Source organism: Kribbella sancticallisti (assembly GCF_039530625.1).
Lineage (GTDB): Bacteria > Actinomycetota > Actinomycetes > Propionibacteriales > Kribbellaceae > Kribbella > Kribbella sancticallisti.
Genome location: NZ_BAAAOS010000005.1, coordinates 62439 through 87838 on the forward strand (window position 1 = coordinate 62439; position 25400 = coordinate 87838).

Here is a 25400-nt window from a genome sequence, read left to right on the forward strand (position 1 = left end):
GTCAAATCGGAACTCGCCGGGTCCGGCATCCCCCGCCGCGGGTGAGCCGCCGCCGACAGGCACGTCCTTATCGTGCGGTGAGCGTGTACCCACGTCGAAGGAGGATCCCGTGGAACCCTCGGACGTTTTGCCCTTCCCGCCGACGCCGTCTGCGAGTGTCGCGGGCAGGACCATGCAGGACTCGACCTACGCGCAACGGGTTCGGCCGAAGCGGCTGCCCGAGGACGCACCGAACATCCTGATCGTGCTGATCGACGATGCGGGCCCGGGCCTTCCGGCCACGTACGGCGGGGAGGTTCGCACGGACACGCTGACCCGGATCCAGAGCGACGGGATCGGGTACAACCGCTTCCATACCACCGCGATGTGTTCTCCTACCCGAGCGTCGCTGCTGACCGGCCGTAACCAGCACCGGATCGGCAACGGGCAGATCTCGGAACTGGCCAACGACTGGGACGGCTACGCGGGCGAGATCCCCAAGAGCAGTGCCCTGGCCGCGGAGGTGCTGAACCATTACGGCTACTCGACTGCCGCGTTCGGCAAGTGGCACAACACTCCTGTCAACGAGACCACGCCTGCCGGTCCGTTCCACAACTGGCCGACCAACGTCGGTTTCGAGTACTTCTACGGCTTCCTCGCCGGCGAGGCTTCACAGTACGAGCCGAATCTGGTGCGGAACACCACCTCCGTCCTGCCTCCCAGGACACCGGAGGAGGGCTATCACCTCAGCGAGGACCTCGCCGACGACGCCATCGGATGGCTGCGCAGGCACAAGGCGTTCGATCCCGACAAGCCGTTCTACATGTATTGGGCCAGCGGCTGCCTGCACGCTCCGCATCAGGTGACGAAGCCCTGGGCCGACAAGTACGCAGGCAAGTTCGACGACGGCTGGGACGCCTACCGGGAGCGGGTCTTCGCCCGCGCCAAGGAGAAGAGCTGGATTCCACCGGACGCCGAGTTGACCCCGCGCGATCCCACCATGCCGGCGTGGGAGGACATTCCCGAAGACCAGCGGCCCTTCCAGCGGCGCCTGATGGAGGTGGCCGCGGGCTTCGCCGAGCACGTCGACGTCCAGGTGGGCCGCCTGGTCGACGAGGTCGATCGGCTGGGGTACGGCGACAACACGCTGATCTTCTACATCTGGGGCGACAACGGCTCGTCGGGCGAGGGACAGAACGGCACGATCAGCGAACTCCTCGCGCAGAACGGCATCCCGTCGACGGTCGACATGCACATGGCGGCGCTCGAGGACCTCGGTGGCCTCGACGCGCTCGGCTCCCCGAAGGTCGACAACCAGTACCACGCCGGCTGGGCCTGGGCAGGCAGTACGCCGTACAAGGGGATGAAGTTGCTCGCGTCGCACCTCGGTGGGACGCGCAATCCGATGGCCGTTCGCTGGCCGGCCCGGATCACGCCGGATGCGAGGCCGCGAGCTCAGTTCCACCATTGCAACGACCTCGTTCCCACGATCTACGAGGTCCTCGGGATCACCCCGCCGCGGGTCGTCAACGGCGTTCCGCAGGACTCCATCGACGGCACGAGTTTCGCCTACACCTTCGACGAACCCGACGCGCCGGGAAGACTCCGGACGCAGTACTTCGAGATCATGGGCAGCCGGGCGATCTACCACGACGGCTGGATGGCCTCGGCGTTCGGGCCGCGGGCTCCGTGGGTTCCGGGACTGCCGCCCGGCATCGCGGACTGGACCCCTGACCAGGACTCCTGGGAGCTCTACAACCTCGACGAGGACTGGTCGCAGGCGACGGATCTTGCCGAGAAGATGCCCGACAAACTGGCGGTGCTGAAGGAGACCTTCGCGATCGAGGCGGCCAGGAACAGCGTGTACCCGGTGGGCGGAGGGCTCTGGATTGTGCTGTTCCATCCCGAGTTCCGGATGACCAGCCCGTACCGGGAGTGGGATTTCAGCGGTGACATCGTCCGGATGCCCGAGGTCTGCGCGCCGGCCCTCGGCAACCGCGCCAACACCGTCACCATCGACCTCGACGTTCCGGCCGACGCCAACGGTGTTCTCTACGCGTTGGGTGGCTCGGGTGGCGGACTCACCTGCTACGTCGACGACGGCGTCCTCTGCTACGAGTACAACCTGTTCATCATCATGCGCACCAAGATCCGCTCCGAGCGGCCACTGCCGATCGGGCCGGCCACGATCGAGATCACAACCGCGTACGCCGAGGCGCGTCCGGCGGGCCCGCTCGACATCACCCTGACCGTCAACGGGGAACGGTTCGGCTCAGGCGTCGTACCCGTGAGCGCACCGCTGCTCTTCACGGCCAACGATTGCCTCGACATCGGCACCTGCCTCGGTGCGCCGGTCTCCTTGGACTACTACGACAGGGCGCCGTTCCCGTTCAGCGGCCGGATCAACAACGTCAACGTCCGCTACAACGCCTGACAGCTCTGGGAATGAGCGCACGATCCGTACTGCGTTGGCTGGGGTCGGTGCGCCCGGAGCGGCGGCACCTGCGCGCCGACGCGGTGGCCGGGCTGCCCGGGGCGATCAGCAGCGTCCCCGACGGAATGGCCTGTGCCGTCCTTGCCGGTGTCAACCCGATCCACGGGCTGTACGCGAGCTTCGCCGGTCCGGTCGGGGGCGGCCTGACGTCGAGCACCAGGCTGATGGTGATCACGACGACAGGGGCGGCGTCACTGGCGGCCGGCTCGGCCATCGAGGATGTGAATCCGGCAGAGCGGCCGCAAGCTCTGTTCCTGCTGACGGTCATCGCCGGAGCCGTGATGGTGCTGGCCGGGGTGGCACGTCTCGGCCGGTACACCCGGTTCGTGTCGCACTCGGTCATGATCGGCTTCCTGACCGGGATCGCGGTCAACATCGTCTTCGGTCAGCTCGCCGATCTCACCGGGGCGGAGGCCGGGGGTGAGTTCGCCGTCGCCAAGGCGATCGACGTCGTGGCCCATCCGTCCCGGATCGACCTGGCGTCCCTGGTGACCGGCCTGGCTGCGCTGGGCATCCTCATCGGCCTGTCCCGGACGCGGCTGTCGGCGGTGAGTGCGCTGGTCGCCTTGGCCATCCCGACCGCAGGCGTGATCATCGCCGCTGCGGACCGGGTCGCGCGGGTGAAGGATGCCGGCGACATCCCGAGAGGTATCCCGCTGCCGCAACTGCCCGACCTGAGCCAGTTGTCCGCGTCGGTGGTCACGGGTGCGCTGGCCGTCGCGGCCATCGTCCTCGTGCAGGGCAGCGGCGTCGCCGAGGCCGCCCCGAACCGGGACGGCACCGCCTCGAACCCGAACCAGGACTTCATCGCGCAGGGGACGGGCAACATCGTGTCCGCGTTGTTCCGCGGCCAGCCAGTGGGCGGCTCGGTCGGGCAGACCGCGATCAACCGGGCGGCGGGCGGACGCACCAGGTGGGCGGCGATCTGGTCGGGTCTGTGGATGCTGGCCATTCTGGCGGCCTTCTCCGGCGTGGTGGGGCTGGTCGCCATGCCCACGCTCGCCGCCGTTCTCATCTTCGCCGCCGTGAGAGCACTCAGGTTCGCTGAGGTCACCAGCATCCTGCGCACGGGTCTGACGTCCCAGATCGCCGTCGTCACCACCTTCTGCGCAACGCTGTTCCTGCCGGTCGCAGCGGCCGTCGGGATCGGTGTGGCACTGTCCTTGCTGCTGCAGCTCAACCAGGAGGCGATGGATCTCAAGGTGGTCCAGTTGTCACCCGCGCCCGGCGATCGGTGGAAGGAACAGCCACCGCCGAAGCGACTGCCCAACCATCGGGTGACCGTGCTGGACGTCTACGGCAGCCTGTTCTACGCCGGTTCGCGCACGCTGCAGGTCCGGCTGCCCGACCCGGTCGGAGCCGAGGCGCCGACGGTGGTACTGCGGCTGCGTGGTCGCACCTCCCTCGGCGCCACCTTCGTCAAGGTGGTGGCCGAGTACTCCGCCGCCCTCGAAGCGGTCGGCGGCCGGCTCTACCTCAGCGGCGTCGACCGCGAGGTCGCCGACCTGCTGCGTCGGACCGGACACGTGGACGTCTCCGGTCCGGTCGGGATTTTCGAGGCCACCGAACTGGTGGGGGAGTCGACCGAGCAAGCTCTCCGAGCGGCAGAGACGTGGGCGGTCCAGCAGCGCCGCGGTACGTCGGACCCGGATCGCTGACCATCAGTCCGAAGGGCCCGCGGTGAGCTCATCCGGTCCGGGTGAGTCCACTCGTCGCTGGGGCGCGGACTCACCCGGACCAGGTGAGCCCGTCTCGTACCGGAAGGTTGTCTGATTCAGGGATCCAGTCTGGATGACCAATCGGCCGGGAGTGAGTGTTCATGACGGTTTCCGACGTGCACGGCCCCATCGACTTCCTGATGATCGAGTTTCCCGGGGACCGGGTACCGGCCGAGACCGGTCAGGCCCTGCTGGATCTCGTCGAGCGCGGCGTCGTTCGGCTCTACGACCTGATGGTCATCAGCAAGGACAAGGACGGAGCGGTCCAGACGCTGGAACTGGCCGAGTCCCCGGGCGCCGAGGCCTTCAGGTCCTTGGCCGGAGCCCACTCGGGCCTGCTCGGGGACGACGATCTGCTCGAGGCCGGGGCGGCGATGCTGCCGGGCACCGTGGCCGCGGTGATCGTGTACGAGAACAGTTGGGCCATCCCCTTCGTCGCCGCGGCCGGTAGCGGTGGGGGCCAGATGATCGCAACCTCCCGCATCCCGGCCGCCGACGTCAGCGACGTCCTGGACCAGCTCGAACCGATCAGCTGAGGAGACGTGCGATGCCCGGACTACTGCGAGGAATCGCCAGAACAGCCGCGGTGGCAGGAACGGCGACCGCGGTGAGCGGCCGCGTCGCGCGTCGCCAGGCCGAGCAGTTCGCCGAGCGCGACGCCCGGATCGCGGCCGAGCGCAACCGGGCGTACCAGGAACAGGTCGCCGCCCCGCCGCCGACACCGCCGCCGCCGGCCGCGACGCCACCCGCGGCCGATCCGATCGAGCAGCTGAAGGCCCTGGCCGAGCTCAAGAACCAGGGCATCTTGACCGAGCAGGAATTCACCGCCCAGAAGGCAAGGATCCTCGCGGGCTGAGCGTCGCGATCACCGGCTGGGCCGGCGTACTCGCGTCGCACTGCGCGCCGTACCGGCCAGGAGGGTCCCGATCGCCACCCCCACGGCCACGTTGATGAGCGCGGTCGTCAGCTTGGCCCCGAACGTTCCACCGGCCGCGAAGGGCAGGAACGCTCCGGCGGCCGTAGCCAGCGCGAGAATCCAGCGGAAGAACCGCATCGGCCGGGGCGTGGACCTTGTACGACGTCTAGACGGCGGGCTCGCCGGCGTGGGGAGGTCTGGCGAGGAACTCGAGTACCGCCAGCGCCACCACGACGAAGACGGCCAGCAGCAGCACGGTCTTGCCCGTCGGCCGGTCCCAGAAGACGAAGACGACTGCGGCGAGCCCGACGACCACGATCCGGAGCACGGTGAGGTTGGCATGCGCCCAACTGCCGACCGGGCCGGTTCGGAGCCCGGCTGCCTCGCCGGTCCTTCGCAGCCAGCCGATCCCGGTGGTGAAGCCATGGCGGGTCCGGACAGCGGTGACCGAATGACCGGAGACGAACGCGGCGGCGGCCACGACCAGACCCACGACCAGCACGGTCCGCAGGCCGTCCCGGATGAATCGGACCAGGGTGTCGAAGACGGTCGCCGCGGTGGTCGTCGACAGCACGTCCTCGGGGATCCGCTCGAGGTAGATCGTCCGGCCGACGGTGATCCCCGCGCCGAGCAGCAGCATCGCGGCAGCGACGCCGAGACCGGCACCGACCAGTGCGCGGCGGTGGTTGCGGGCGACGTACACGCCGAGAACGATCAGTCCGATCGCGACGAACGGCAGCGCCGTGCCGAGCCGCTCGACCAGCCGGTAGCCGGTCTGCGCCCGGGCCAGGTCGCGCGACGCGAAGAGTTCGAACTGCGGGTTGACGGCGGGAATCCGCTCGGCGGCGGTGAAGCCGGCCTCCACCAGACGCTGTTTCGCCGCGGCCACGAAGGCTCCGAGATCGACGCTCACCCGGCCCTCGCTGACACTGACCGCCGCACCGCCCTCACCGCTCAGCGCCTTGATCAGCTGCGCGTGCGCGACGCGGTTCGCCGTCACCCAGGCATCGCGGAACTGGTTGCTCGCGACCACCTCGCCGACCTTGTCGCGGACGAAGCCGCGGACGCCGGCGGCGATCACTCCGGACAGCCCGCGGAGCTGGTTCGCGGCGACGGGAGGCAGCCCACGGACAGCCAGGACATCCACCGCCTGGTTGGTGATCGCCGCGACGTCGACGTAGCGGAAGACCTCGGCGGTGATCCGGTCGGTCAGGGCGTTCTGGACGTCGGGGTCCGACGCCAGCGGGGCCACGTTCGCGACGTACCGCTCGGTGTCGGTGATCTGGTTGCGGGCCCAGACACCGACCACCGACACGGGCATCAGCAGGCAGCCGATGACGATGAGCAGCACCGCCACGACCGACCGCCATCGGCCCCGCCCGCCGCGCTGGTCACGGTCGTGGTCACGACGGTACGAGGCGACCTCCGCGCGCAGCCGGGCCAGTTCGGCCCGTTCGTCCGCGGCAAGGCCGCCAGATGGCTCGTTCCGGACCACGTCACTCATTCGCCGTCCTCCCGCGCGCAGCGCCACGACACCTGTCGAGCCTGACCACCACGAGCGGTCGATTCATCACCCGAGTCGGGTGATCCGGGCAGGGGCCGCGCGCCGGCCCGCCGACGACCCGCAGTACGGCGCTGCGGGAGGGTGCGGGCGGGCGAGGACGCTCACCCGTTCTGGGGGAAGCAGCCCGGCCACACTCGCCCGACGCTGGGGTCAGCATCACCAGGGATGGCAGGGAGCACCCATGACCGAGATGCGGCACAGCGCCGGCACGGCAGACGGCGGCGAGGAGTACCAGAGCACCGAGGTGACCGGTTGGGTCGGCTGGGTTCTCTTCGCCGGCGTGATCATGCTCATCAACGGCTCGTTCAGCGCGATCGCGGGCCTGGTCGCTCTGTTCAAGGACAGGTACTACCTGGTCCAGTCCGACCGGCTCGTCATCAGCATCGACTTCACCGCCTGGGGCTGGGTCCATCTGCTGCTGGGCGTCCTGGTGGCCGCGGCCGGTATCGGCGCCCTCACGGGCCAGACCTGGGCCCGGGTGGTCGGGGTGGTGCTGGCGTCGGTCAGCGCGATCGTGAACTTCGGGTTCCTGGCCGCCTATCCGCTCTGGTCGACGATCGTCATCGCACTGGACGTGTTCGTGATCTACGCCCTCGTCGTCCACGGCCGGGAGGCGCAGCAGCTGCGGTAGCAGCGGTAGGAAGGGATGCAGTCATGAGTTTCTGGGACATCGTCTGGTTCATCATCATCAGCTTCGCGTTCATCGCGTACCTGATGGTGATGTTCAACATCATCACGGACCTCTTCCGCGACAAGACCGCCTCCGGCTGGGCCAAGGCGGGGTGGATGATCGGTCTGATCATCTTCCCGTTCCTGACCGCCATCGTGTACCTCGTCGCCCGCGGCCAGGGCATGGCCGACCGTCAGTCGGCGGCGTTCGCCCAGGCGAGGGCGGCGCAGGACGAGTACATCAGATCGGTCGCGGAAACCTCCTCCTCGTCCTCGTCGGCAGGCGAGATCTCCGAGGCACACCGGCTCCTCAGTGCCGGCACCATCTCCCAGGCGGAGTTCGACACCTTGAAGGCAAAGGCCCTGGCCTAGTGCTCCGGTCAATCGTTGATGACGGGGGAGCGGCAAGAAGATGACGGCGGCCGGTTCGGGTGAACGGCTCGCGGCGTACCGCGCGGTGCGGGAGGAGATCGAGCGCGGCGTACTCCCGCTCGCCAGCTCGGTCGACGGGCACCGGTTCGCGTTCCAGGCGTCGCTGTACGACCTGCGGCTGCAGGCAGGTGGGTACGTGGTCCTCGGTGACGACCGGCTCGGGCAGATCCTCACTCTGGGACTCGCCGGAGTGGACAGCGCAGAGCTGGGCGCTGCCGACCTGTCACTGCACGTCCGGGCGGCCAGCGGCGACGGCGTCGTACTGGACGGTGCGGCGGCCCCGTTCCACGACGCGGCTGTCCGTCCCGCCCGCCCGGACGAGGTTCAGGCGTGGCTGGAGCGGATCCAGCCGCGGCGCGCCAGTCTCGAGATCGGGGAGCAGTTGCTCGCGACCGGCGTACCTGCGCGCCTCGACGCGGGCGGCTTCGACCGGCACACGTTCCTGTGCGGCCAGTCCGGCTCGGGAAAGACGTACTCGCTCGGCCTGGTGCTCGAACGGCTGTTGCTCGAGACCAGTTTGCGGATCGTCATCCTCGACCCCAACTCGGACCATGTCCGGCTCCGTGAGGGCCGAGCCGGCGGTGATCCCGGCCTTGCCGCGCGGTACGCGGAGGCCGCTCGTGGCGTCGCCGTACGCCGGGGCGGGGCGGGGGAGGACCGGATCCGGCTGCGTTTCGCCGAGCTCGACTCGATCAGCCGGGCGGCTCTGCTGGGACTAGATCCGATCGCGGACCGTAAGGAGTACGCCGCCCTGTCCTCGATCCTCGAGACGCAGGTCGAAGGCAGGCAGTTGAACACCAGTCTCAACGCGCTGCTCACCTCCGAACAACCCGGCGCCCACGCACTCGGGCTCCGGGCGGCGAACCTCGGCGTACTCGACTGGTCGGTCTGGGCTCGTGACGATCCGGGATCGCTGCTGCAGGAGCTCGAGCACGGCGAGCGCCGGTGTCTGGTGGTCGACCTCGGTTCGCTCGACACGCAACAGGAGCAGGCTCTGGTCGCTGAGGCGGTGCTGTCGACGCTGTGGCGGCTCCGGGCTCGCCGGGTGCCGGTCCTGGTTGTCATCGACGAGGCGCACAACGTCTGCCCGGCTGAACCACGGGACGCTGTGACGGCGATCGCCGCCGAGCATGTCATCCGGATCGCCGCGGAAGGACGCAAGTTCGGGTTGTACCTTTTGCTCTCGACGCAGCGGCCGCAGAAGCTCCAGGAGAACGCGTTGTCGCAGTGCGACAACCTGCTGCTGATGCGGATGAACTCGGCGGCGGACCTGGAGTTCCTGCGCGGAGTGTTCTCGTTCGTGCCCGGCGGGCTGATCGAGCGCGCGAGCACCTTCGGGCAGGGGGAGGCGCTCGTCGCCGGCAAGCTCGCGTCGCACGCGGGGTACGTACGGTTCGGCGCCCGGTTGGCCGAGGAGGGCGGTGCGGACGTGCCGACCGCCTGGGCCGCCGTACCGGTCAGGTCCTGACGGCCCGTACGCCGGATCGCCTGTACGCCGAATCGTCTGTACGCCGGATCGTCTGTACGCCGGGATCGTCCGTACGCCGGCCTCGGTCGGCCGTCGGCGTCGGTCGGCCGTCGGCGTCGGGTTGTGTCACGGCGTATCGGTGCCGGTCTCCTTCGTGCGGCCGTCGTCGCGCGGTGACCGGTTCACCGAGGGTCTTGACGCCTCGGCCGGGCGTTGCCCGGTTGCCTCGGGGACCTGCATCACCTCGAGGATGTCGATGCCCATCATGTCGAGGTGACTGAGGATGCCGGACAGCGCCGCCTGGTCGTCGAGGTACCCGTGCAGGACGGTCTGCGCCGGCTCGGCCTTGGCCGTCATGGTCGGAAAGGCGTCGGTCAGCTCACGCGACAACCGGCCCTTCACCCGGATGACGTAATTGACCATGTACCGCCCCTTTCGCGAGCCCCGTCGGGTTCGACTCTTCCGCGCCGACGGCCCGCTGACATCACCCTCCTTGGGGGACCGGAGATCGGCGAGGCCCGGCAAGAATGAATGCCGGTGGGAGGAGAGCCGAGGGAGTATCGATGTCTGAGGCAACAGAGGACTCGGGCCCGCGGCTGGTCGCTGCCTCGGACTCGGCCGGGGCCATCTACGGGACGATCGTGGCGATGGCAGTGATCGCGAGCGCCGCGCACGATCCCACCCGAGGACGTGCGCTGGAGCTGACCCTCAGCACTTTGTGCGTGTTCTGGTTGGCGCACGTCTACGCCGATGCGCTGGCTCACCACCTGCAGGGGAGCAGGCGGCTGGATCTGCCCGCGATCCGGGCCGCGATGGCAGATCAGGTGCCGTTGCTGCTAGGCCCGCTGCCCTGCCTGCTGCCGCTCGGGATGGACAGCCTCGGCCTGCTGGACCCGGGTGCCGCGGTCACCCTCTCGCTGTGGATCGGTGTCGCGCAGCTGATCGGATGGGGTGTCACCTATGCGCGTCGACACCACTGGTCGTGGGCGGTGGCGGCGACGGCCGGCGTACTCAATGGGATCTTCGGCGTGCTCATCGTCATCCTGGAGATCCTCATCCACTGACCCCTCGGTCCGTCAGCGGGTGGTGCGGTTGCGTATCTCGCCGCTCACGATCGTGGCCAGGGCGCCGACGAAGACGACGTTGAAACACAGTTGAACCAGCACCATCGCCCGGGCGAACTGTCCCTCCGCGTGGATGTCGCCGTAGCCGACGGTGGTCATCGTCGTCGCGGTGAAGTACAACGCGTCGGTGCGGGTGTCGAGGTCCGCGACCTGACCGGGATCCGCCCGCTCCAGCGTGAAGAATCCGTACGCGAAGACGACGACGACCAGCTCGATCAGGGTCACCAGGCTCTGCAGCGCGACCTCCGTACCGCCACGCAGTTGACGGCGTACCTGGCCGGTGATGGCCCAGCCGAGGACGACCAGGGCGGCCGCCGTGAAGGCCAGGCCGATGAAGAACCCGGCATTCGACCTGAGTCCGATCGGCACCGCGTAGTAGGCGACGATGAGCCCGGCGAACGTGGCGATGGGGTGCCGCCATCCGGCCCCGCCCTGCGGCTCGCGTTGGGTCACGCTGCCAGGATCGACCGCGCGCTGCCGCCGGCCCTCACCCGTGCTGGGTGAGGACGCCGACCGGTGAGCCGCCTAGCGTCGTACGTCGAACGCACGCGCCAGATCCCGAGGACAGCATGAACCGGACGTGGGCGGAGCACCCACGCGTACGGCGGGTGGTGGACCGGACTCGGCAGAGCCTCGTCTGGCGCATCGTCCTCGAGGTGACCGAGATCAGGCTGTACGACCGGGCCCTGACGATCGCCGGTCAGGCCTTCATCGCCCTGGTTCCGCTCCTGATCGTGCTCGCGACGTTGCTCAGCAGTTCCGACGCCCTGGCGATCAGCGACTTCCTGATCGACAGGTTCTCCCTGAGCGGTGCGTCGGCCGACGCGGTCGTGTCGCTGTTCGGCCGCCCGCCGTCCGCGTCCGGAGGTCTGACCGTCGTCAGCGTGATCACCGTCCTGGTGTCCGTGAGCAGCTTCGCCCGGTCGATCCAGCGAACCTATGAGGCGGCGTGGCGGCTGCCTGCGCAGGGATTGCACAGAACGCTCAACGGTCTCGAGGGCGCCTTGCTGCTGATCCTGGCCCTGGCCGCTCTGGGCTACCTCGCAAGCCTGGCCGACAAGCTCCCCGGCGGCGGCGTCGTAGCGATGATCGCGCAGACCTGCGTCGCAGTACCGGGTTGGTGGCTGGGCACCCGCCTGCTGCTGAGTCACCGGGTCGCCTGGCATCTGCTGTTGCCAGGCGCCGTGATCAGCGCGCTGGCCCAGGTGCTGGTCAGCTCGGCGGGGGCCGTGTACGTGCCGCACCTGATCGAGCGGAACACCGAGCGGTACGGCGTCATCGGCGTGGCGATCGCACTGATTTCGTGGCTCGTCATCCTCGCCCTCCTGATCGTCGTCTCGGCAGTGGTCGGAGCCCAACTCGGCGCCGCCCTCGCACACCGCGAATCCCCCGACAGCCAAGAAACCGAGTCGCCCTAAACAGGTGAAGTGGCCCGCCCGGGTTGTTGGTGAACTCAGCGACACAGGATGGAGGACCAACGATGCCGAACGTTCTCACCCACTTCGAAATCTTCGCCGACGACGCCGCTGCGCTGGCCGGGTTCTATCGCAGCTTGTTCGACTGGAAGATCGAGAAAGCCGCCGGGGTGGACTACTTCACCATCGACACGGGGTCGGATGGCGTGTCCCAGCTGAGCGGTGGCCTGACTCTGCGGGCGATTCCCGAGCCGCGCAGCTGGGTCCACTACGTGAGCGTCGAATCGCTGGACGACACCCTGGTCCGCGTGACCGAGCTGGGCGGATCGGTGGTTCGGGAGAAGACGGCCATACCGAGAACCGCCTGGTACGCGGTGGTCGCCGACCCCCAAGGCAACGTGTTCGCGCTGTGGCAGTCCGACCCGGACGCCTTCCCGGTACTGCGGCCCGAGTTGTAGCCCGCGGCGCTGCCGTGGCCTGTGCTTCATGGAGGAGGAGAGTCATGTACTACACCGACGACGCGCTCTATCCCGAGAACCAGGAGCCGCTGATCATCACCGCCGCCCCGTACGGGCCGCAGTGGCTGCCCGGCGACGCAGCCGACATCCCGGTGACCTGGGATGAGTCGGTCCAGGCCGCGGTCGACTGCTACAACGCCGGCGCCACACATCTTCACGTCCACGTCCGCAACCCGCAGACCGGACAGTTGTCGGTGGACTTCGATCACTTCAACTACCTGATCGGCCTGCTGAAGGACGCCGTACCGGAGATGATTCTCTCGGTCGGCGGTTCGATCTCGTTCGCACCCAAGGGCGAGGACAAGAAGGCCGAGTGGCTGGGCTACGACACCCGGCACATGCTCACCGAGCTGGATCCGGCGCCCGACCAGGTCACGATCGCGGTCGGCACCGCCATGATGGACGTGATCCAGATGATGAGCCGCGACGACATCGAAGGCACTCACCTGATGGATCCCAAGGTCCAGGAGGCCTGGGCCGGGTTGTGGGCCGACGCCGGTCCGGCGTTCTACATCGAGCACCTCAAGCGCCTCCGCGAGCACGACATCCAGCCGTACTTCATGCTCGGTCACGTTCACCAGTTGGAGATCGTGGAGCGGCTGATCCGGCACGGCGCGTACATGGGCCCACTCAATCACTGCCTGGTCTCCATCGGCGGCGGCGCCAGCGGGCGCAATCCGTTCGACTGGATGGAATACCTGCGGCGGTCTCCCCAGGGATCGGTCCTCACCTGGGAGAACATCATGCGCGGCGTGATCCCGATGACCGCGATGGCGGTGATCCTGGGCATCAACGTGCGGGTCGGCAACGAGGACAACATCTGGCGGGTCAAGGGCGAGCGGTTCACCACCGTCCAGCAGGTCGAGCAGATGGTCCGCCTCTCCGAGGCCTACGGCCGCCGGATCGCCACCGCCAAGGAAGCCCGCGACATCATGAAGATCGGGACCTGGTACGACACCCCGGAGGAGACCCTGTTCAAGCTCGGCCTGCCCCCCAACCGCGAAGAGGGCGAAGCCGGCTTCCTCACCTGGGAGACCTCGGGCCGGCGCGCGCTCGCCCAGGAGGCCTCGGACTCTCACCCGATGGCCTACTGCCTCGTCCCACCACAGGGTTGAGGTGGACGACACGACCTGAGAGGCGGCCTGCGCACAATCAACACGGTGGCGAAACCGGGGGTGGCCGTGCAGGCGGCCAGGCCCGTGACATCTATCTGTGGCATGCCACGTACCTACGGCATGCCACGGTCTCCGGTGGAACAGCAGGCGGCGTCGGTGTTTGTCGGTGTCCACCGGTAGCGTCCTGGTCGTGGACGTTGGAGAACGGATTCAGGAGCTCGCCGACCAGATCGTGCTGTTGCGCGACGCCTACTACCGGGGTGCGCCGGCAGTGGCGGACGCGGAGTACGACGCGATCGAGGACGAGTTGCGTGGGCTGATCGAGGCGAATCCGGAGCTGACGCCGGATCCGAACCCGCTGGACCAGGTCGGCGCGCCCACCGTGCTGCACGCGCCGGTCCGGCACTCGCGCCCGATGCTGTCCCTGGAGAAGGCGACTCGCCCGGAGCAGGTCGAGGCCTTCTTCAAGCGCTTCCCTGGCCGGTCGGTCGTAGTTATGCCGAAGCTGGACGGCCTGAGCCTGGCCCTGGTCTACGAGAACGGGAAGCTCGCCCGGGCGATCACCCGCGGCGACGGGACGACCGGTGACGACGTGACCCCGCTGGTGAAGGCACTGGCCGACGGTGTTCCGGTCAAGGTCGACGCACCGGGTCGCGTCGAGGTTCGGGGCGAGGCGGTCATGCTGCGTTCCACCTTCGCCGCCTACAACGCCGCCCACGCGGACAAGCCGCTGATCAACCCGCGCAACGCCGCCGCGGGCACGCTGCGCGCGAAGGACCCGGCCACTGTCGCTGAGCGCCGTCTGCAGTTCCTCGCCTTCGATCTGCACACCGATCTCGACAGCACGGACTCCGACCTGGACAGGGCGCTGCGGACCCTCGGGTTCACCGTCGCCGACATGCGGCACTGCGACGACGCGGCCGCGGCGCAGGATGTGATCACCACGATCGAGCAACAGCGCAACGACCTGGATTACGACCTCGACGGCGCCGTACTGCGACTGGCCGACCGCGACGCCTTCGCCGCGGCCGGGACCCGTTCGAGCTCGCCGCGCGGTGCGCTGGCGTACAAGTTCGCCGCCGAGGAGAAGACCACCGTGCTGGCCGACGTGGTCTGGGATGTCGGCAAGACGGGCAAGATCGCCCCGGTCGCCTGGCTCGAACCGGTCTTCGTCGGCGGTACGACGGTGACCCGCGCGACCTTGGCCAACCAGGAAGTGATCCGGGCCCGCGGCATCAAGATCGGCGACACCGTGCTGGTGCGCCGAGCCGGTGACGTGATCCCGTTCGTCGCCGGCGTGCTCGACGCGTCCCGGCGTACCGGTGCGGAGCGCGACATCGTGCCGCCCACTCACTGCCCGTCGTGCGAGCAGCCTTTGACCGAGCAGGGGAACAGCCGGGAACTGTTCTGCACCAACGTCGCATGCCCGGCCCAAACCGTACGACGGCTGATCCACTGGGCCTCACGGGCGGCGGCCGACATCGACGCGATCGGTGGAGTGTGGATCGAGCGGCTGGCCGAGGCAGGGATCCTGGAACACCCGTCGGACTTCTACCACCTGACCAAGGAAGGGCTGCTGGAGTTCGACCGCATCGGCGAGATCTCAGCCGCCCGGATGATCGAGTCCATTGACACCAGCCGCCAGGTCGGCCTCCGCCGAGCCCTCATCGGGCTCGCCATTCCAATGGCCTCCGAAGGCACCGCAGCCCGTCTGTGCCGGGCGGGTTTCGGCTCCCTGGAAGAAGTAGCCGAGGCCGGCGAAGACGGCCTGGTCGCCGTGGACGACATCGGACCGAAGGTCGCGGCTTCTCTGGTCGAGCACCTCGCCCGCCTCCGCCCGGAACTGGAACGCCTCCGCGAAGCCGGCGTGTCCCTCGACGTACGCGAAGAAGACCTCCCACCGGTCGTAGCCGCGGGTGCCCCCCTGGCCGGGAAAACACTCGTCGTCACCGGCGCCATCAGCGACCCCCGCTCCGGCGAGAAGGTCGCCCGCCCCGCGTTCCAGCGCCTCTGCGAGAAGGCCGGCGCCACCATCGCCTCGTCGGTCTCAGCGAGCACCGACTACCTCATCACCGGCGCCGACGTCGGCGCCTCCAAACTCACCAAAGCCGAAAAACTGGGCGTCGAAGTCATAGACCAATCCGAAATCTGGCCCCAACTCTTCACCGCCGGCATCACTCTCTGATCGCCAGCGGACGCGAGATCGGCGTACCCGGCCATCAACCACCGCCCCTGACGGGCCGATCTCTCAGGAGAAGGATGCCCTGGCGGTGTGTTTCAAGTGAGACCTGCGCGGTCGAGTATGGGGGTCCACGAGACTCAGCACTGTTTGCTGGCCAGAAACCAGTCGGGCAAAGAGCCTTCGAGTCCCAGTTCGCTTGGTGTAGGCGGGGACGCACGGTGTCAATCATTGGCGTGGTTTGTGGATCATGGGTCGGTGTCGTTGGCTCGGCGTTGGATCTTGATGGTCACGGCAGGCGCAGTCGGATCCAGCCGTCAGGTGAGTAGGCGCGAGATCAGAGCGTCCAGGTGTACGTCGGTGTCCGCCCAATCGGATTCGCCGATTCGTGCCCGGGGAATGCTCAGCGACTGGGCGAACATGTACTTCGTGGCCGGGTTGCTGATGTTGCGGCGGTGGCAGAGCCACCAGGTCAGGACCTCGGGCACGATGGCGATGTCTCCGCCCACCCGCCGGGACAGTTCGCGCACCCAGGCCGTGTCGGCGGCGCGCGGCTTGTGCTCGTCGAAGATCAGTTGTGCGACTTCGTCCTTGCGCACCCCGAGCCCGTTGAAGATCACATCGAGCTGGGAGTGGTAGGGGCGCGCGCGGCGTCCGGCCGGCTCCACGAACCAGCTCTCCAGTCCACCGGCCAGTCGATGGGTGGCCAATGCGCGGACCAGGATCGACAGTCGACGAGGATGCTGCCAGTCGTCGTCGTCGAACCACGCGATCATCGCGCCGCGCGCGGACCGGACGGCGATGTTGCGTTTCGCGCCGACCGTCGAGCCAGGCATCGCAGCCACCACGCGCACCCGCGGATCGGCCACAGGTATCGGCTCAGGCGAGCTGTCGACGACCACCAGTTCGCGGTGTGGGTGATCCTGCTTCTCGAAGTTCCACCACAGCCACGGCCAGAAGGCGCGACGGCTTTCGGTGACACACAGGCAGCTGACAAGTTGAGTGCGGCTTTCTTCCGAAACCCCTTGCTGTACAGCGATCGCGGGCCCGCCGCGTACTTCATGCGTGTCGTTCGGCCCGGCCATGCTCACCTCGCCACGGTTCGCCGCCCCCGACGAAGGGCGATGCCATTGTTGGTTGGACCTAGATAATGCCTCGATCAGCCATTACCGTCGGCTCATGGTGACGCTGTTGCACCCCGGCGTTTACGTCACGGAGATACCCGCTGGTCTCCGTTCGATCGAGGGCGCACCGACCAGCACCACGATCTTCGTCGGTGAGACCGAGCGTGGCCCGCTGGGGCCTACCAAGATCACCAGTCGCGCCGACTACGAGCGCCTCTTCGGAGGCTACTACCGCGCTCGGGAGGCCAGTCCGCCGGCCGAGCCGACACGCGTCCTCACGACGTACGCGATGGACGCCTTCTACGCCAACGGTGGTTCGACCGCCTACGTTCTGCGCGCTATGGATGGGGCTGACGCCGGTCTACCGGCCCGCCGCGAGAGCGTCGTGGCCAGCTCGCCCGGAGTGTGGGGTGAGTCCGTTGCTGTCGCGTTCCTCGCTCCCAGCGGAGTGGACGCGAGTCGGTTCCGCATCGTCGTCGTCTACGACTCGCCCGACCCGGGCAAGGAACGCCGCGTCGTGGAGACCTGGGACCGGTTGTCGGTGGTTCCCGGCGACGAGAACTACGTGGTGGACATCCTGCAGCGCAGCGGCTTCATCCGTTGGGATGACAGCACGCCGGTCACGGCGCCCACCTTGGACCTGCTCGGCTCGCCTCCCTCGACCGCGCCGAGCGAGAGCGACATCGTGCTCGGAGCGACCGCCCTCAGCGGGGGCGTCGGTGGCGGTGAGGACCTCGGCTTCGCGCAGTACAGCGCTCTACTGGCCGAACAGCTCGAGGGAGTGGACGACGCAGCCCTGCTCGTCGCGACCTGCGACGCATTGCTGAGCCAGTCGGCTGACTACACCAGTTACGTGAGCGCCTTTGTGGCCTATGCCGAGGGCCGGCCACGCCGCGACCTGTTCTTCGTCGGCGACCTGCCGAGACAGCGCACCGCGGCGACGGCATCCATCGCCACGTCGGCGACTCTGCTGGCGTTCGACAGCCTGGGTGCGAGCAACTTCTCGGCCATGTACTGGCCGCACGTGGTGGTGGGTGACGTCGCCGGCGTCGGCCGCAACCCGACCATCACTCTGCCGCCGGCCCCGTTCGTCGCCGGCGTGTTCGCCCGCATCGACGGGCGCCGTGGGGTGTGGAAAGCCCCGGCCGGTACCGAGGCCACCCTCGCGCTGACCGTCGGTCTGGAGCACCAGCTGAACGACCTGCACAGCGACGAGCTGAACCCGGTCGGGGTGAACGCCCTACGCACGATCCCGGGTGCGGGCCGCGCCGTCTGGGGCAGCCGGACGATGATGCCGAGCAGCGAGTGGCGATACGTACCGGTCCGGCGTACGGCGATCTTCCTGCGGACCAGCATCTACAACGGCATCCAGTGGGCGGTGTTCGAGCCCAACGACGAGCCGCTGTGGTCCAGCCTGCGGGCCTCGATCGGCGCCTTCATGGAGACCCAGTTCCGGCGGGGGGCTTTCGCCGGGCGGACCAGCGACGAGGCGTACCAGGTCAAGGTCGACTCCGAGACGACGACGCCGATTGACCAGGCCGCGGGTGTGGTCAACATCCTGGTCGGGTTCGCACCGCTGCGGCCGGCCGAGTTCGTGGTCGTCCAGCTCAGTCAGAAGACTCAGGCGACGGCATAACAGACGACTCAGCGGACGGCAGCTAGGGGGAGGTCATGGTCCAGTTCGCGGTGAACACCCACCGGCTCGACCCGTACAAGAACTTCAAGTTCCGGGTGAAGTGGGACAACATCTACGTCGCGGGGCTGTCGAAGATGTCGGCGATCAAGCGGACCACCGAGACGATCGAGTGGCGCGAGGCCGGCGGGCCGTCGGTGATCCGCAAGATGCCAGGCCGGACGAAGTTCGAGCCGATCACCTTCGAGGTCGGCCTGACGCATGACCCGCAGCTGATGAGCTGGGCCGATCAGGTCAACACTCCGCGCGGCGATGCGGCCATGTCGCTGAAGAACTACCGCAAGGAAGTCACCGTCGAGGTGCTCAACATGCAGGCCGTCCCGGTGATCGAGTTCACCTTGCACCGCGCGTGGGTCAGCGAGTTCCAGGCCCTGCCGGAGATGGACGCCAACGCCAACGCGGTGGCGATCTCCACCTTGAAGATCGAGTACGAGGGCTTCTCCGTCTCCGACGCGCTGCGCGAACTGATCGAGACCTGAGCCGATGTCGGCCCGCGAACGGCTCGAGAGCCCGCTGCGCACCACCGAAGGTACCGCTTCGCCGGTGCCTGCAGGTTCGACGGAGCCTGCCGAGCTTCCGTTGCGCGAACTCACCGGCTGGGAGGAGGAGTACCTGGAGCGTCATCAGCACGAGCCGAACACCGCGCGGGTCTGCGACGAGGTGCTCGCGCGCTGCTGCGTTCCACCTGGCGCGGAGCCGGGGGACGACGTACGGGAACGAGTCCGCCAGTTGCTGGTGGCCGAGCGGGACCGCGAACTCGTCCGGCTGAGGCGGATGTCGCTCGGTCCGGACGTCGAGGCGGAGGTCACCTGTCCGTCGTGCAGCGGGTCCAACGAGGCGACCTTCTCCTTGGACGCGCTCGACCTCGGCTTCACCGCCCCCGCGCGGTCGGAGCGTTTCGACCTCGGCGCGGGTGACGTCGTCGAGGTCAGGCTGCCGACGGCAGGAGACCAAGAGGACCTGCTGGACGCCGGCATCGACAACCCCGCCGAGCGTCGTACCTGGTTGCTCGCCCGGTGCGTGCGAGACGACAACGGGGCGAGCCTCGACCTCGCCGCGGCGCGGGCCATGCCGGTTCGTCGCCGAGCCGCCCTGGACCACGCGATCGAGGAGCATCTCCCGCAGTTGGACCTGCAGATGTCCTTGAAATGCGTCCATTGCGGCTCGGCGTTCACAGCGCCGTTCGACGTACCCAGCTTTTTTTTTCGCCATGACCGGGCAGGCTCGGCGTCTGCTCCACGACGTGCATCGGCTGGCGCTGGCCTACCACTGGTCGGAACCCCAGATCTGGGACCTCCCGCTGCGCCGTCGCACCGCCTACCTGCTGCAGCTCGAGGCCGAGGCGGACGCCGCGCTGCTCGCCGGGCTGACCAACCCCGCCTGGGGCGACGAGCTGTCCTGACGCCGGGGCACCTGGAGGCGCGCTGATGGTCGCCGTCGACCGGCTGGCGGTTCCGCCGCTGCGACCCCATCGCCCCGCGAACCGCGGACGGAGCGAGCGCACGCCCGTACTGCGCCCCGCGCGCGGCGGTCCCGCCACTTCGTGGCCGGCGCGTTTCGAGCCGGTGCAGGTCGTTGCTCGCCGCAACGTCCGGGGCGTCGAGATCGCGCTGCCGATCCGGCCGACCGGTTCCCCGAATCGCTTATCAGGCAGCGGTTCCGAGCCTGCCGCCGCACCTCCGGTACCGCGGCGATCGATGACGCCGCCCGCGGTTGATCCGGGATCGCGGCCGGAACCAGCACCACGCCCCGCGTTGCCGACGCGACCGGCGCGGCCGACCCGCAGCACCGCCGCCTCTCAGGCAGCGCCGCGCCCGCCAGATCGCGCAACGCCTGCCCCTGTCCCGCATCGGGTGAGCGCACCGGTCAGCCCGGCCACCGCGCCGAGCCCGCCCCCGCCGCCGCGCAGCGGGATGCCGCAGCGGCGCTCCGCGCCGGTCGCACCGCCGCAGGACGACGGGCCGCCGACGGTCGCACCGGTCCACCGGGCCGCCGTACCGGGCCGACGCGCCAGCGCCCGTCGCGAAGGCCCCATTGAGCCGGTCCGACCGCTGACTCCAGGACCGGCCGCAGCAGAGAAGGCTGTGTCGCCCGAGGTGGTCGAGCGAGAGGACCGGCCGGTGGAACGCCGCACAGACAGGGCTGACGCTAAGCCCCATGCTGTCGCGGTCGCCGCCACTGCCGGCCAGGCCTCCACCGACAACGAGGCGGCCTCCACAAGCACCCGCCGCGTCGAGAGCCGCACAGAAGCCGCGGCGCCGGCGGTCGTCCCGGCACCAGCCAGGCCGAGCCCCAGCAGGCCCGCTCGGCCGGCAGCCGAAGCCCGCCCGACCGTCCCGCCGATCGCCGCATCCTCGCAGCCGCGGAGCGTTCGGATCGAGATCGGTGCGGTGCAGATCCGCACTGCACCCCGGCCGGCGCCCTCTCCTGCTCGCAGAGTCATATCGCCCAGACGGCATGCCATCGACCCCGGCCTGCGCCTGCGCTCAGGGGGGTGGTGACGGTGGGCGCGCTGTTCAGCGGCCTCCACGACGTCGCCCAGGTGATGACCGAGCACATCCGCGAGGAGACCGGCATCCAGGACGTGCAGGCGGGCGCGCCACGCGAGGTGAGCGCCACGACCGAACCCGGTGCCCGGATCACCCTGTTGTACACGACGCCGCAGCCTGGTCACCGCAACGATCCGGCCGAGGCCGGAGCAGGAGGTGACCGCCGCCCGCCGCCGCTATCGCTGTCATGCTTCTATCTGGTCACCACCTCGGGCGCGGATGCCGACGACCCGGTCGCGGCACACCACGCACTGGGCCAGATCATGACGCTGTACCACGACGTGCAGTCCCTGCAGTTGCCGCTGTCGACGAATCCGGGATCGCCGCCGGGCGTGTTCACGGACCTCGGCCTGGGGGAGCTCACCGTCACGCAAGTGCCGGTCACACTGGACCAGATCGACAAGGTGTGGACACCGATCACGCAGCAGTTGCAGCCGTGGGCGCTGTTCGAAGTAGCACCGGTGCAACTGGTCTCCCGCCGGCCGGACGCCCCGGCGGCGCCCCAGGTCCGCCCCGGTGGCCTGACGATCGATGAGCCGGTGGGGCAGCGACCCATGCTTGTGCGGATCACCCCACAGCCCGCGAGGCCGAGCGGACGGATCCGGCTGGATGTCATCACCGACGCGGCCCTGGACGCCGTGTGGGCTGCGGGACTGCACATTCCCGCGGGCGACCCGGCACTCACCCTCGGGCCTGCCGGCGACAGGGGCACAACTGCGGCCGTGCTCGACCTGAGTCGTGGCGGGCTCAGTGTTCTGCAGGTGGGGATGCAGCCGTTCACGGTCGCCGCATCCGGACTGACCAGCCGTACGGCGACCGCACAGTTGATCGCGGACACGCCGACCCTGGATGCTCCGCCGGACCCGGTCCACGACCCGGCAACTGATCTCGTTCTGACCGGCGCCGAACTGGGCGCCGTACAGGAAATCGTCGCCTGGCCGGATCGAGGCGTGGCCACACCCACCGAGGTGCACAGCTTGCCGTTCACCCCTGGTGGAGCCGGGGCTGTCACCGTGCGTTCCGACGCCGGTCTGGCGCTTCTGCCCGTCCCGATCCGCACCTGGCGGCTGGCGGCCCGGTTGACCGGGCAGAGTTACACCCCGTACGTGGTACTGGAGTTGAGCCGATGAGCGGCATGGTGCTGATGCGCGACGCGGCGTTGCTCGCCGCCGCCTGCCACCTGGCCGAGCCGCACAACCAGGTGCCCGCCGCGGAGGACGGCTGGCGGGCGAAGCCTGAGGCACGTGCCGCGCTGCGCCGGAAATTGCAGCAGCATGAGGGGGAGGCAGACACCGTACGGCAGCGACTGATGGACGAGCTCGGCCTGAGCGCCTCCGGGTACTGGCTGGTGATGTTGTGCGCCGCGGTCGAGCTGTATCCCGAAGCGGCGGCCGCGGTCAGCCTGCTCACTGAGGAGGCTCGGCTACAACTGCCCACTCCCACCGTTGCAGCACGGTTGCTGCGAGGGATCCGCGAGACGCCGTACCGGCAGGCGTTGGCTGCGGTGCTGGGCGGCGGCCAGGCCCGAGCTCTCGGGTTGGTCGAATTGCAGGACGCCCCGCCCGGGGTGCCACACAGCCAGCAACCGATCCGCCTCAGCGCGGCCGAGCTTGCGGCGCTGGCACACGACGCCGGGGGTACGGCGGCGGACACCGGCGGCGAGCTGGACGGGTTCCGGGCGATCGTCGTCCCGGCACAACGAATCACTGGGTTCACCGAGGACGTCGTCGGTCCGGCGCGGCTGTTGCTCAAGCGACGTGGCCTGCTGGTACTGCGCGGCATATCTCGGCGGGGAGCGCGGCAGCTGGCCTGCGACGTCGCTACCGACCAGGGCCGGGCGGCCGCCTTGATCACCGTTACCCAGCAGGCTGACCAACCGGTCCGGCTGCCCGCCGCGTCCGAGCTGGCCCGCGCCGCGGACCGGAGCGGTGGAGCCCTGCCAGTCGTCGACCTCTACCCGCTGACCGCCGCGCATCCAGGAGTCCTGGATGCACTGAGCCGCAGTGCCCGGGCTACCTCCGGGCTGGTGGTGATCGTGGACGAGAGCGCTGACACCGCGGACCTTGCCGTGGTCGACGTGCCGGTCATCGACCATCCGGCGGCCAAGCGCATCTGGTCCGGCCTGCTCCCGGCCGATCAGGCGGAGGCGATGGCCCTGCGCTTCAGAGTCGGGATCGAGGAGGCGAGCTCAGCCATCCGTGAGGTCGAGGATCTGAGCGATCCGGCCGACGCCAACCTGCTGGCAACCCGGGTGCGCGCGCAGGGGGCTCGCCGGATGGGGCGCTACGTCAGCGTTGTGACCAGTGACGCCCGAATGACCGACCTGGTGGTGCCGGACGCGCTCGCTGTACAGATGCAGGAGATCATCGCCTGGCAGCGCACCAGCCACCGGGTGCGCTGGGACATGGCGCTTGGCGCGGGCGATCCCGTCGGCACCGGCCTGACCTGTCTGTTCGCGGGGAAGTCCGGCACCGGAAAGACCTTCGCCGCACGCTGCCTGGCCAACGAGCTCGGCCTGAACCTGTATCGGATCGACTTGAGCCAGGTGGTGTCGAAGTACATCGGGGAGACCGAGAAGGCCCTCGCGCAGATCTTCGACGAGGTCGAGGCCGGGCACGGCCTGCTGCTGTTCGACGAGGCCGACGCGCTCTTCGGCCGCCGTTCCGAGGTGAAGGACGCGCACGACCGGTACGCCAACATCGAGGTCGGCTACCTGCTGCAACGGCTGGAGGCGTACGAAGGCGTCGCGGTCCTGACCACGAACCTGCAAGGCAACATGGACGCCGCGTTCGTCCGCCGGCTGCGCTTCATCGTGCATTTCCCCGCGCCGGACCGCGACCTGCGCCGCCGCCTCTGGGACCAGTCGCTGCCGCCCCAGCGGTGGCGGGACGGAGACCTGCCGCTCGACGTCATGGCCGACCGGTTCCAGCTCAGCGGCGGGGCGATTCACAACATCGGCCTGGCCGCGGCGCACCTGGCGGCGGCGACGCCGTCCGGGCGGATCACGGTCGCCCATCTGGCCCGGGCCACACAGCGGGAGCTGCTCAAGGCCGGCCGTCCTGCCGACGTCGGAGTGCTCGGCCAGCTCGCCGAGGCGTCCGGGCTTCCCGTGAACGGCAGAGCGCGATGAACGCGGGCGCGGGTCACGTGTCGCTGCGGATCGACCGGATCGCGGTCGAGATCGGCCAGGACCAGCGTGCGGAACAGGCCGAGGAGACGATCCGCAAGGCGCTGGCCCTGCTGGCCGGGCGGCTGTCCCAGGCACCGCTGGGGCTGGCGGGCTCGGCGCCGTCGATCGCGCTGGAATTCCTCGACGTCGGTCCGCTCGACCCGCAGTGGCTAGGCGGCCCGGGCGCCGCGGACAGGCTCGCAGAACATCTCTACCGCCGGCTGCTGGACGGGCCGGCCCTACCGGGAGGCGTCGATGACCGCTGAGGTGAACTTCCTGTCGACCGGGACCGCGCCGCGCGGCGAGCCCAAGTTCCTGCGGGCCGCGTTCATCGCTTACGAGCCGGGCGGATACCCGACCAAACGGCGGGTGATCCCGTTCCGGTTCAACCCCGAGGGACTGTCGCGCACGGTCGCGGCCGAGAGTGGCCAGCGCCCGGCCGGCGTGGAGAGCGGGCGCGGTGCAGTCCCGCCGCCCGCGGGCGAGGCCCCGGCGGACGCTGCGGCCGCGTCGGTGAAGGAGAGCTTCACAGTGCACATCCGGCTCGACTTCGCCGACCGCGATCCAGCCGTGAACAGCTTGGACGAGCAGTACGGGATCGCGCCGGAGATCGCCGCCATCGAGGACTTGATGTACCCGGCGCAGACCGACGCCGACGCCAGCTCCGACGGCACCGAGGCGGTACGAGCGGCCAGCCCGAGGCCGACTGTGCTGCTGGTGTGGGGCCGCAAGCGCATCCTGCCGGTGCGGATCACCTCACTGAAGATCGACGAGTCGGTGCACAACTCCGAACTGCACCCGGTTCGGGCCGAGCTGGAGGCCGCGCTGGAGGTGCTCGGCGAGGCCGAGGCGAGGGCCGACCTCGCGGTGCGCTCCGCGCTGGACAACCTCGGGTCCCGACGCCGCGAGTTGGCGCAGATGTACTACGCCAACACCTCGGCGCAGGGCTCGAACATCCTGCCGCTGTAGATGAACACCACGAGAAGGGAGACTCCGGCGTGATCGATCGGCGCAGCCGCTACACCCACACCCCGGTGCTGACCGCCGATGACGGGCGGGGCGGCACCGAACAGGTGCTGGACCTGCGGGAGACGCCACCCACCAGCAGCGTGCTGAGCATCGTGGCCACCGACGCGGACCGGCTCGACCTGCTGGCCTTCCGCTACTACCGCGACCCGACCCGGTTCTGGCGGGTCTGCGACGCCGCGACGGACCTGGATCCGTTCGACGTCCTGGTGCCGGGCCGTCCGGTTCTCATCCCTCCGGACAAGTAG

25 protein-coding genes are annotated in these 25400 nt (G+C 69.1%); 20 read left to right on the top strand and 5 right to left on the bottom strand.

The window, feature by feature from the left end; all coding sequences use genetic code 11:
• The first annotated feature begins 109 nt into the window (after positions 1-109).
• The 4 genes from ABD255_RS01410 (at position 110) to ABD255_RS01425 (ending at position 5047) form a co-directional block, all read left to right on the top strand.
• Positions 110-2413 carry an arylsulfatase gene (locus ABD255_RS01410; RefSeq protein ID WP_344208860.1) on the top strand — a complete coding sequence of 768 codons (2304 nt, stop codon included), beginning with the start codon at positions 110-112 and terminating at the stop codon, positions 2411-2413.
• Between the two features lie 11 nt (positions 2414-2424).
• Entirely contained in the window at positions 2425-4131 is a 1707-nt protein-coding gene (locus ABD255_RS01415; protein WP_344208862.1) for a SulP family inorganic anion transporter, read from the top strand.
• Between the two features lie 161 nt (positions 4132-4292).
• Positions 4293-4727, top strand: a complete 435-nt coding sequence (locus ABD255_RS01420; RefSeq protein WP_344208864.1) for a DUF6325 family protein — start codon at positions 4293-4295, stop codon at positions 4725-4727.
• An 11-nt stretch (positions 4728-4738) separates the two neighbouring features.
• The gene (locus tag ABD255_RS01425) at positions 4739-5047 is read left to right on the top strand and encodes an SHOCT domain-containing protein (protein ID WP_344208866.1); all 309 of its coding nucleotides are present in this window, start codon (positions 4739-4741) and stop codon (positions 5045-5047) included.
• A gap of 9 nt (positions 5048-5056) precedes the next feature.
• Here the strand turns inward: ABD255_RS01425 and ABD255_RS01430 are convergent, their stop codons facing one another.
• On the bottom strand, positions 5057-5245 hold the full coding sequence (locus ABD255_RS01430; protein ID WP_344208868.1) for a hypothetical protein: 189 nt from the start codon (positions 5243-5245) through the stop codon (positions 5057-5059).
• A 28-nt stretch (positions 5246-5273) separates the two neighbouring features.
• Positions 5274-6611 carry a hypothetical protein gene (locus ABD255_RS01435; protein ID WP_344208870.1) on the bottom strand — a complete coding sequence of 446 codons (1338 nt, stop codon included), beginning with the start codon at positions 6609-6611 and terminating at the stop codon, positions 5274-5276.
• Positions 6612-6852: 241 nt separating this feature from the next.
• Between ABD255_RS01435 and ABD255_RS01440 the strand changes: the two genes are divergently transcribed.
• From ABD255_RS01440 to ABD255_RS01450, 3 genes are read left to right on the top strand one after another with little or no spacing between them, the layout of a single operon-like run.
• Positions 6853-7302 carry a DUF7144 family membrane protein gene (locus ABD255_RS01440; RefSeq protein ID WP_344208873.1) on the top strand — a complete coding sequence of 150 codons (450 nt, stop codon included), beginning with the start codon at positions 6853-6855 and terminating at the stop codon, positions 7300-7302.
• Positions 7303-7325: 23 nt separating this feature from the next.
• A complete protein-coding gene (locus ABD255_RS01445; RefSeq protein WP_344208875.1) occupies positions 7326-7712 on the top strand; it encodes a PLDc N-terminal domain-containing protein in 387 nt (128 codons plus the stop codon).
• A 40-nt stretch (positions 7713-7752) separates the two neighbouring features.
• Positions 7753-9240, top strand: coding sequence for an ATP-binding protein (locus ABD255_RS01450; protein WP_344208877.1), 1488 nt, complete (start codon positions 7753-7755; stop codon positions 9238-9240).
• Between the two features lie 126 nt (positions 9241-9366).
• Here ABD255_RS01450 and ABD255_RS01455 read toward each other — a convergent pair whose 3' ends face one another.
• Positions 9367-9663: a hypothetical protein gene (locus tag ABD255_RS01455; RefSeq protein WP_344208879.1), complete on the bottom strand. Its 297-nt coding sequence runs from the start codon at positions 9661-9663 to the stop codon at positions 9367-9369.
• 140 nt (positions 9664-9803) lie between these two features.
• On the opposite strand from ABD255_RS01455, the gene ABD255_RS01460 reads away from it, so the two are divergent.
• Positions 9804-10304: a hypothetical protein gene (locus ABD255_RS01460; protein ID WP_344208881.1), complete on the top strand. Its 501-nt coding sequence runs from the start codon at positions 9804-9806 to the stop codon at positions 10302-10304.
• Positions 10305-10316: 12 nt separating this feature from the next.
• On the opposite strand, the gene ABD255_RS01465 is transcribed toward ABD255_RS01460, so the two are convergent.
• Positions 10317-10817 (bottom strand): potassium channel family protein, encoded by a 501-nt coding sequence (locus tag ABD255_RS01465; RefSeq protein WP_344208883.1) that lies wholly within the window; start codon positions 10815-10817, stop codon positions 10317-10319.
• Between the two features lie 116 nt (positions 10818-10933).
• Between ABD255_RS01465 and ABD255_RS01470 the strand changes: the two genes are divergently transcribed.
• The 4 genes from ABD255_RS01470 (at position 10934) to ligA (ending at position 15597) form a co-directional block, all read left to right on the top strand.
• Entirely contained in the window at positions 10934-11782 is an 849-nt protein-coding gene (locus tag ABD255_RS01470) for a YhjD/YihY/BrkB family envelope integrity protein (RefSeq protein WP_344208885.1), read from the top strand.
• A gap of 62 nt (positions 11783-11844) precedes the next feature.
• On the top strand, positions 11845-12237 hold the full coding sequence (locus ABD255_RS01475; RefSeq protein ID WP_344208887.1) for a VOC family protein: 393 nt from the start codon (positions 11845-11847) through the stop codon (positions 12235-12237).
• A 44-nt stretch (positions 12238-12281) separates the two neighbouring features.
• Complete coding sequence (locus tag ABD255_RS01480) at positions 12282-13412, top strand: beta-keto acid cleavage family enzyme (protein ID WP_344208889.1); 1131 nt, start codon at positions 12282-12284, stop codon at positions 13410-13412.
• Between the two features lie 190 nt (positions 13413-13602).
• Entirely contained in the window at positions 13603-15597 is a 1995-nt protein-coding gene (ligA, locus tag ABD255_RS01485; RefSeq protein WP_344208891.1) for an NAD-dependent DNA ligase LigA, read from the top strand.
• A 311-nt stretch (positions 15598-15908) separates the two neighbouring features.
• On the opposite strand, the gene ABD255_RS01490 is transcribed toward ligA, so the two are convergent.
• Complete coding sequence (locus ABD255_RS01490; protein WP_344209075.1) at positions 15909-16676, bottom strand: glycosyltransferase family 2 protein; 768 nt, start codon at positions 16674-16676, stop codon at positions 15909-15911.
• A 94-nt stretch (positions 16677-16770) separates the two neighbouring features.
• On the opposite strand from ABD255_RS01490, the gene ABD255_RS01495 reads away from it, so the two are divergent.
• The 8 genes from ABD255_RS01495 (at position 16771) to ABD255_RS01530 (ending at position 25400) form a co-directional block, all read left to right on the top strand.
• Positions 16771-18351 (top strand): phage tail sheath family protein, encoded by a 1581-nt coding sequence (locus ABD255_RS01495; RefSeq protein WP_344208892.1) that lies wholly within the window; start codon positions 16771-16773, stop codon positions 18349-18351.
• Between the two features lie 35 nt (positions 18352-18386).
• Positions 18387-18887 (top strand): phage tail protein, encoded by a 501-nt coding sequence (locus tag ABD255_RS01500; RefSeq protein WP_344208893.1) that lies wholly within the window; start codon positions 18387-18389, stop codon positions 18885-18887.
• 4 nt (positions 18888-18891) lie between these two features.
• On the top strand, positions 18892-19836 hold the full coding sequence (locus tag ABD255_RS01505) for a T4 family baseplate hub assembly chaperone (protein WP_344208895.1): 945 nt from the start codon (positions 18892-18894) through the stop codon (positions 19834-19836).
• Between the two features lie 1066 nt (positions 19837-20902).
• Entirely contained in the window at positions 20903-22087 is a 1185-nt protein-coding gene (locus ABD255_RS01510) for a Pvc16 family protein (protein ID WP_344208898.1), read from the top strand.
• On the top strand, positions 22084-24087 hold the full coding sequence (locus ABD255_RS01515) for an ATP-binding protein (protein ID WP_344208900.1): 2004 nt from the start codon (positions 22084-22086) through the stop codon (positions 24085-24087). Before ABD255_RS01510 ends, ABD255_RS01515 begins: the two co-directional genes overlap by 4 nt.
• On the top strand, positions 24084-24392 hold the full coding sequence (locus ABD255_RS01520; protein WP_344208903.1) for a hypothetical protein: 309 nt from the start codon (positions 24084-24086) through the stop codon (positions 24390-24392). Before ABD255_RS01515 ends, ABD255_RS01520 begins: the two co-directional genes overlap by 4 nt.
• On the top strand, positions 24382-25095 hold the full coding sequence (locus ABD255_RS01525) for a hypothetical protein (RefSeq protein ID WP_344208905.1): 714 nt from the start codon (positions 24382-24384) through the stop codon (positions 25093-25095). Before ABD255_RS01520 ends, ABD255_RS01525 begins: the two co-directional genes overlap by 11 nt.
• Before the next feature lie 29 nt (positions 25096-25124).
• Entirely contained in the window at positions 25125-25400 is a 276-nt protein-coding gene (locus tag ABD255_RS01530) for a hypothetical protein (protein WP_344208907.1), read from the top strand.

What these genes read in the sequence shown, in the direction of transcription:
- ABD255_RS01520 (WP_344208903.1), top strand. Translation starts at nt 24,084, where the DNA reads ATGAACGCGGGCGCGGGTCACGTGTCGCTGCGGATCGACCGGATCGCG.
- ABD255_RS01495 (WP_344208892.1), top strand. Translation starts at nt 16,771, where the DNA reads ATGGTGACGCTGTTGCACCCCGGCGTTTACGTCACGGAGATACCCGCT.
- ABD255_RS01445 (WP_344208875.1), top strand. Translation starts at nt 7,326, where the DNA reads ATGAGTTTCTGGGACATCGTCTGGTTCATCATCATCAGCTTCGCGTTC.
- ABD255_RS01470 (WP_344208885.1), top strand. Translation starts at nt 10,934, where the DNA reads ATGAACCGGACGTGGGCGGAGCACCCACGCGTACGGCGGGTGGTGGAC.
- ABD255_RS01430 (WP_344208868.1), bottom strand. Translation starts at nt 5,245, where the DNA reads ATGCGGTTCTTCCGCTGGATTCTCGCGCTGGCTACGGCCGCCGGAGCG.
- ABD255_RS01425 (WP_344208866.1), top strand. Translation starts at nt 4,739, where the DNA reads ATGCCCGGACTACTGCGAGGAATCGCCAGAACAGCCGCGGTGGCAGGA.
- ABD255_RS01525 (WP_344208905.1), top strand. Translation starts at nt 24,382, where the DNA reads ATGACCGCTGAGGTGAACTTCCTGTCGACCGGGACCGCGCCGCGCGGC.
- ABD255_RS01505 (WP_344208895.1), top strand. Translation starts at nt 18,892, where the DNA reads ATGTCGGCCCGCGAACGGCTCGAGAGCCCGCTGCGCACCACCGAAGGT.
- ABD255_RS01435 (WP_344208870.1), bottom strand. Translation starts at nt 6,611, where the DNA reads ATGAGTGACGTGGTCCGGAACGAGCCATCTGGCGGCCTTGCCGCGGAC.
- ABD255_RS01480 (WP_344208889.1), top strand. Translation starts at nt 12,282, where the DNA reads ATGTACTACACCGACGACGCGCTCTATCCCGAGAACCAGGAGCCGCTG.
- ABD255_RS01515 (WP_344208900.1), top strand. Translation starts at nt 22,084, where the DNA reads ATGAGCGGCATGGTGCTGATGCGCGACGCGGCGTTGCTCGCCGCCGCC.
- ABD255_RS01455 (WP_344208879.1), bottom strand. Translation starts at nt 9,663, where the DNA reads ATGGTCAATTACGTCATCCGGGTGAAGGGCCGGTTGTCGCGTGAGCTG.
- ABD255_RS01420 (WP_344208864.1), top strand. Translation starts at nt 4,293, where the DNA reads ATGACGGTTTCCGACGTGCACGGCCCCATCGACTTCCTGATGATCGAG.
- ABD255_RS01460 (WP_344208881.1), top strand. Translation starts at nt 9,804, where the DNA reads ATGTCTGAGGCAACAGAGGACTCGGGCCCGCGGCTGGTCGCTGCCTCG.
- ABD255_RS01440 (WP_344208873.1), top strand. Translation starts at nt 6,853, where the DNA reads ATGACCGAGATGCGGCACAGCGCCGGCACGGCAGACGGCGGCGAGGAG.
- ABD255_RS01490 (WP_344209075.1), bottom strand. Translation starts at nt 16,676, where the DNA reads ATGGCCGGGCCGAACGACACGCATGAAGTACGCGGCGGGCCCGCGATC.
- ABD255_RS01450 (WP_344208877.1), top strand. Translation starts at nt 7,753, where the DNA reads ATGACGGCGGCCGGTTCGGGTGAACGGCTCGCGGCGTACCGCGCGGTG.
- ABD255_RS01500 (WP_344208893.1), top strand. Translation starts at nt 18,387, where the DNA reads ATGGTCCAGTTCGCGGTGAACACCCACCGGCTCGACCCGTACAAGAAC.
- ABD255_RS01475 (WP_344208887.1), top strand. Translation starts at nt 11,845, where the DNA reads ATGCCGAACGTTCTCACCCACTTCGAAATCTTCGCCGACGACGCCGCT.
- ABD255_RS01415 (WP_344208862.1), top strand. Translation starts at nt 2,425, where the DNA reads ATGAGCGCACGATCCGTACTGCGTTGGCTGGGGTCGGTGCGCCCGGAG.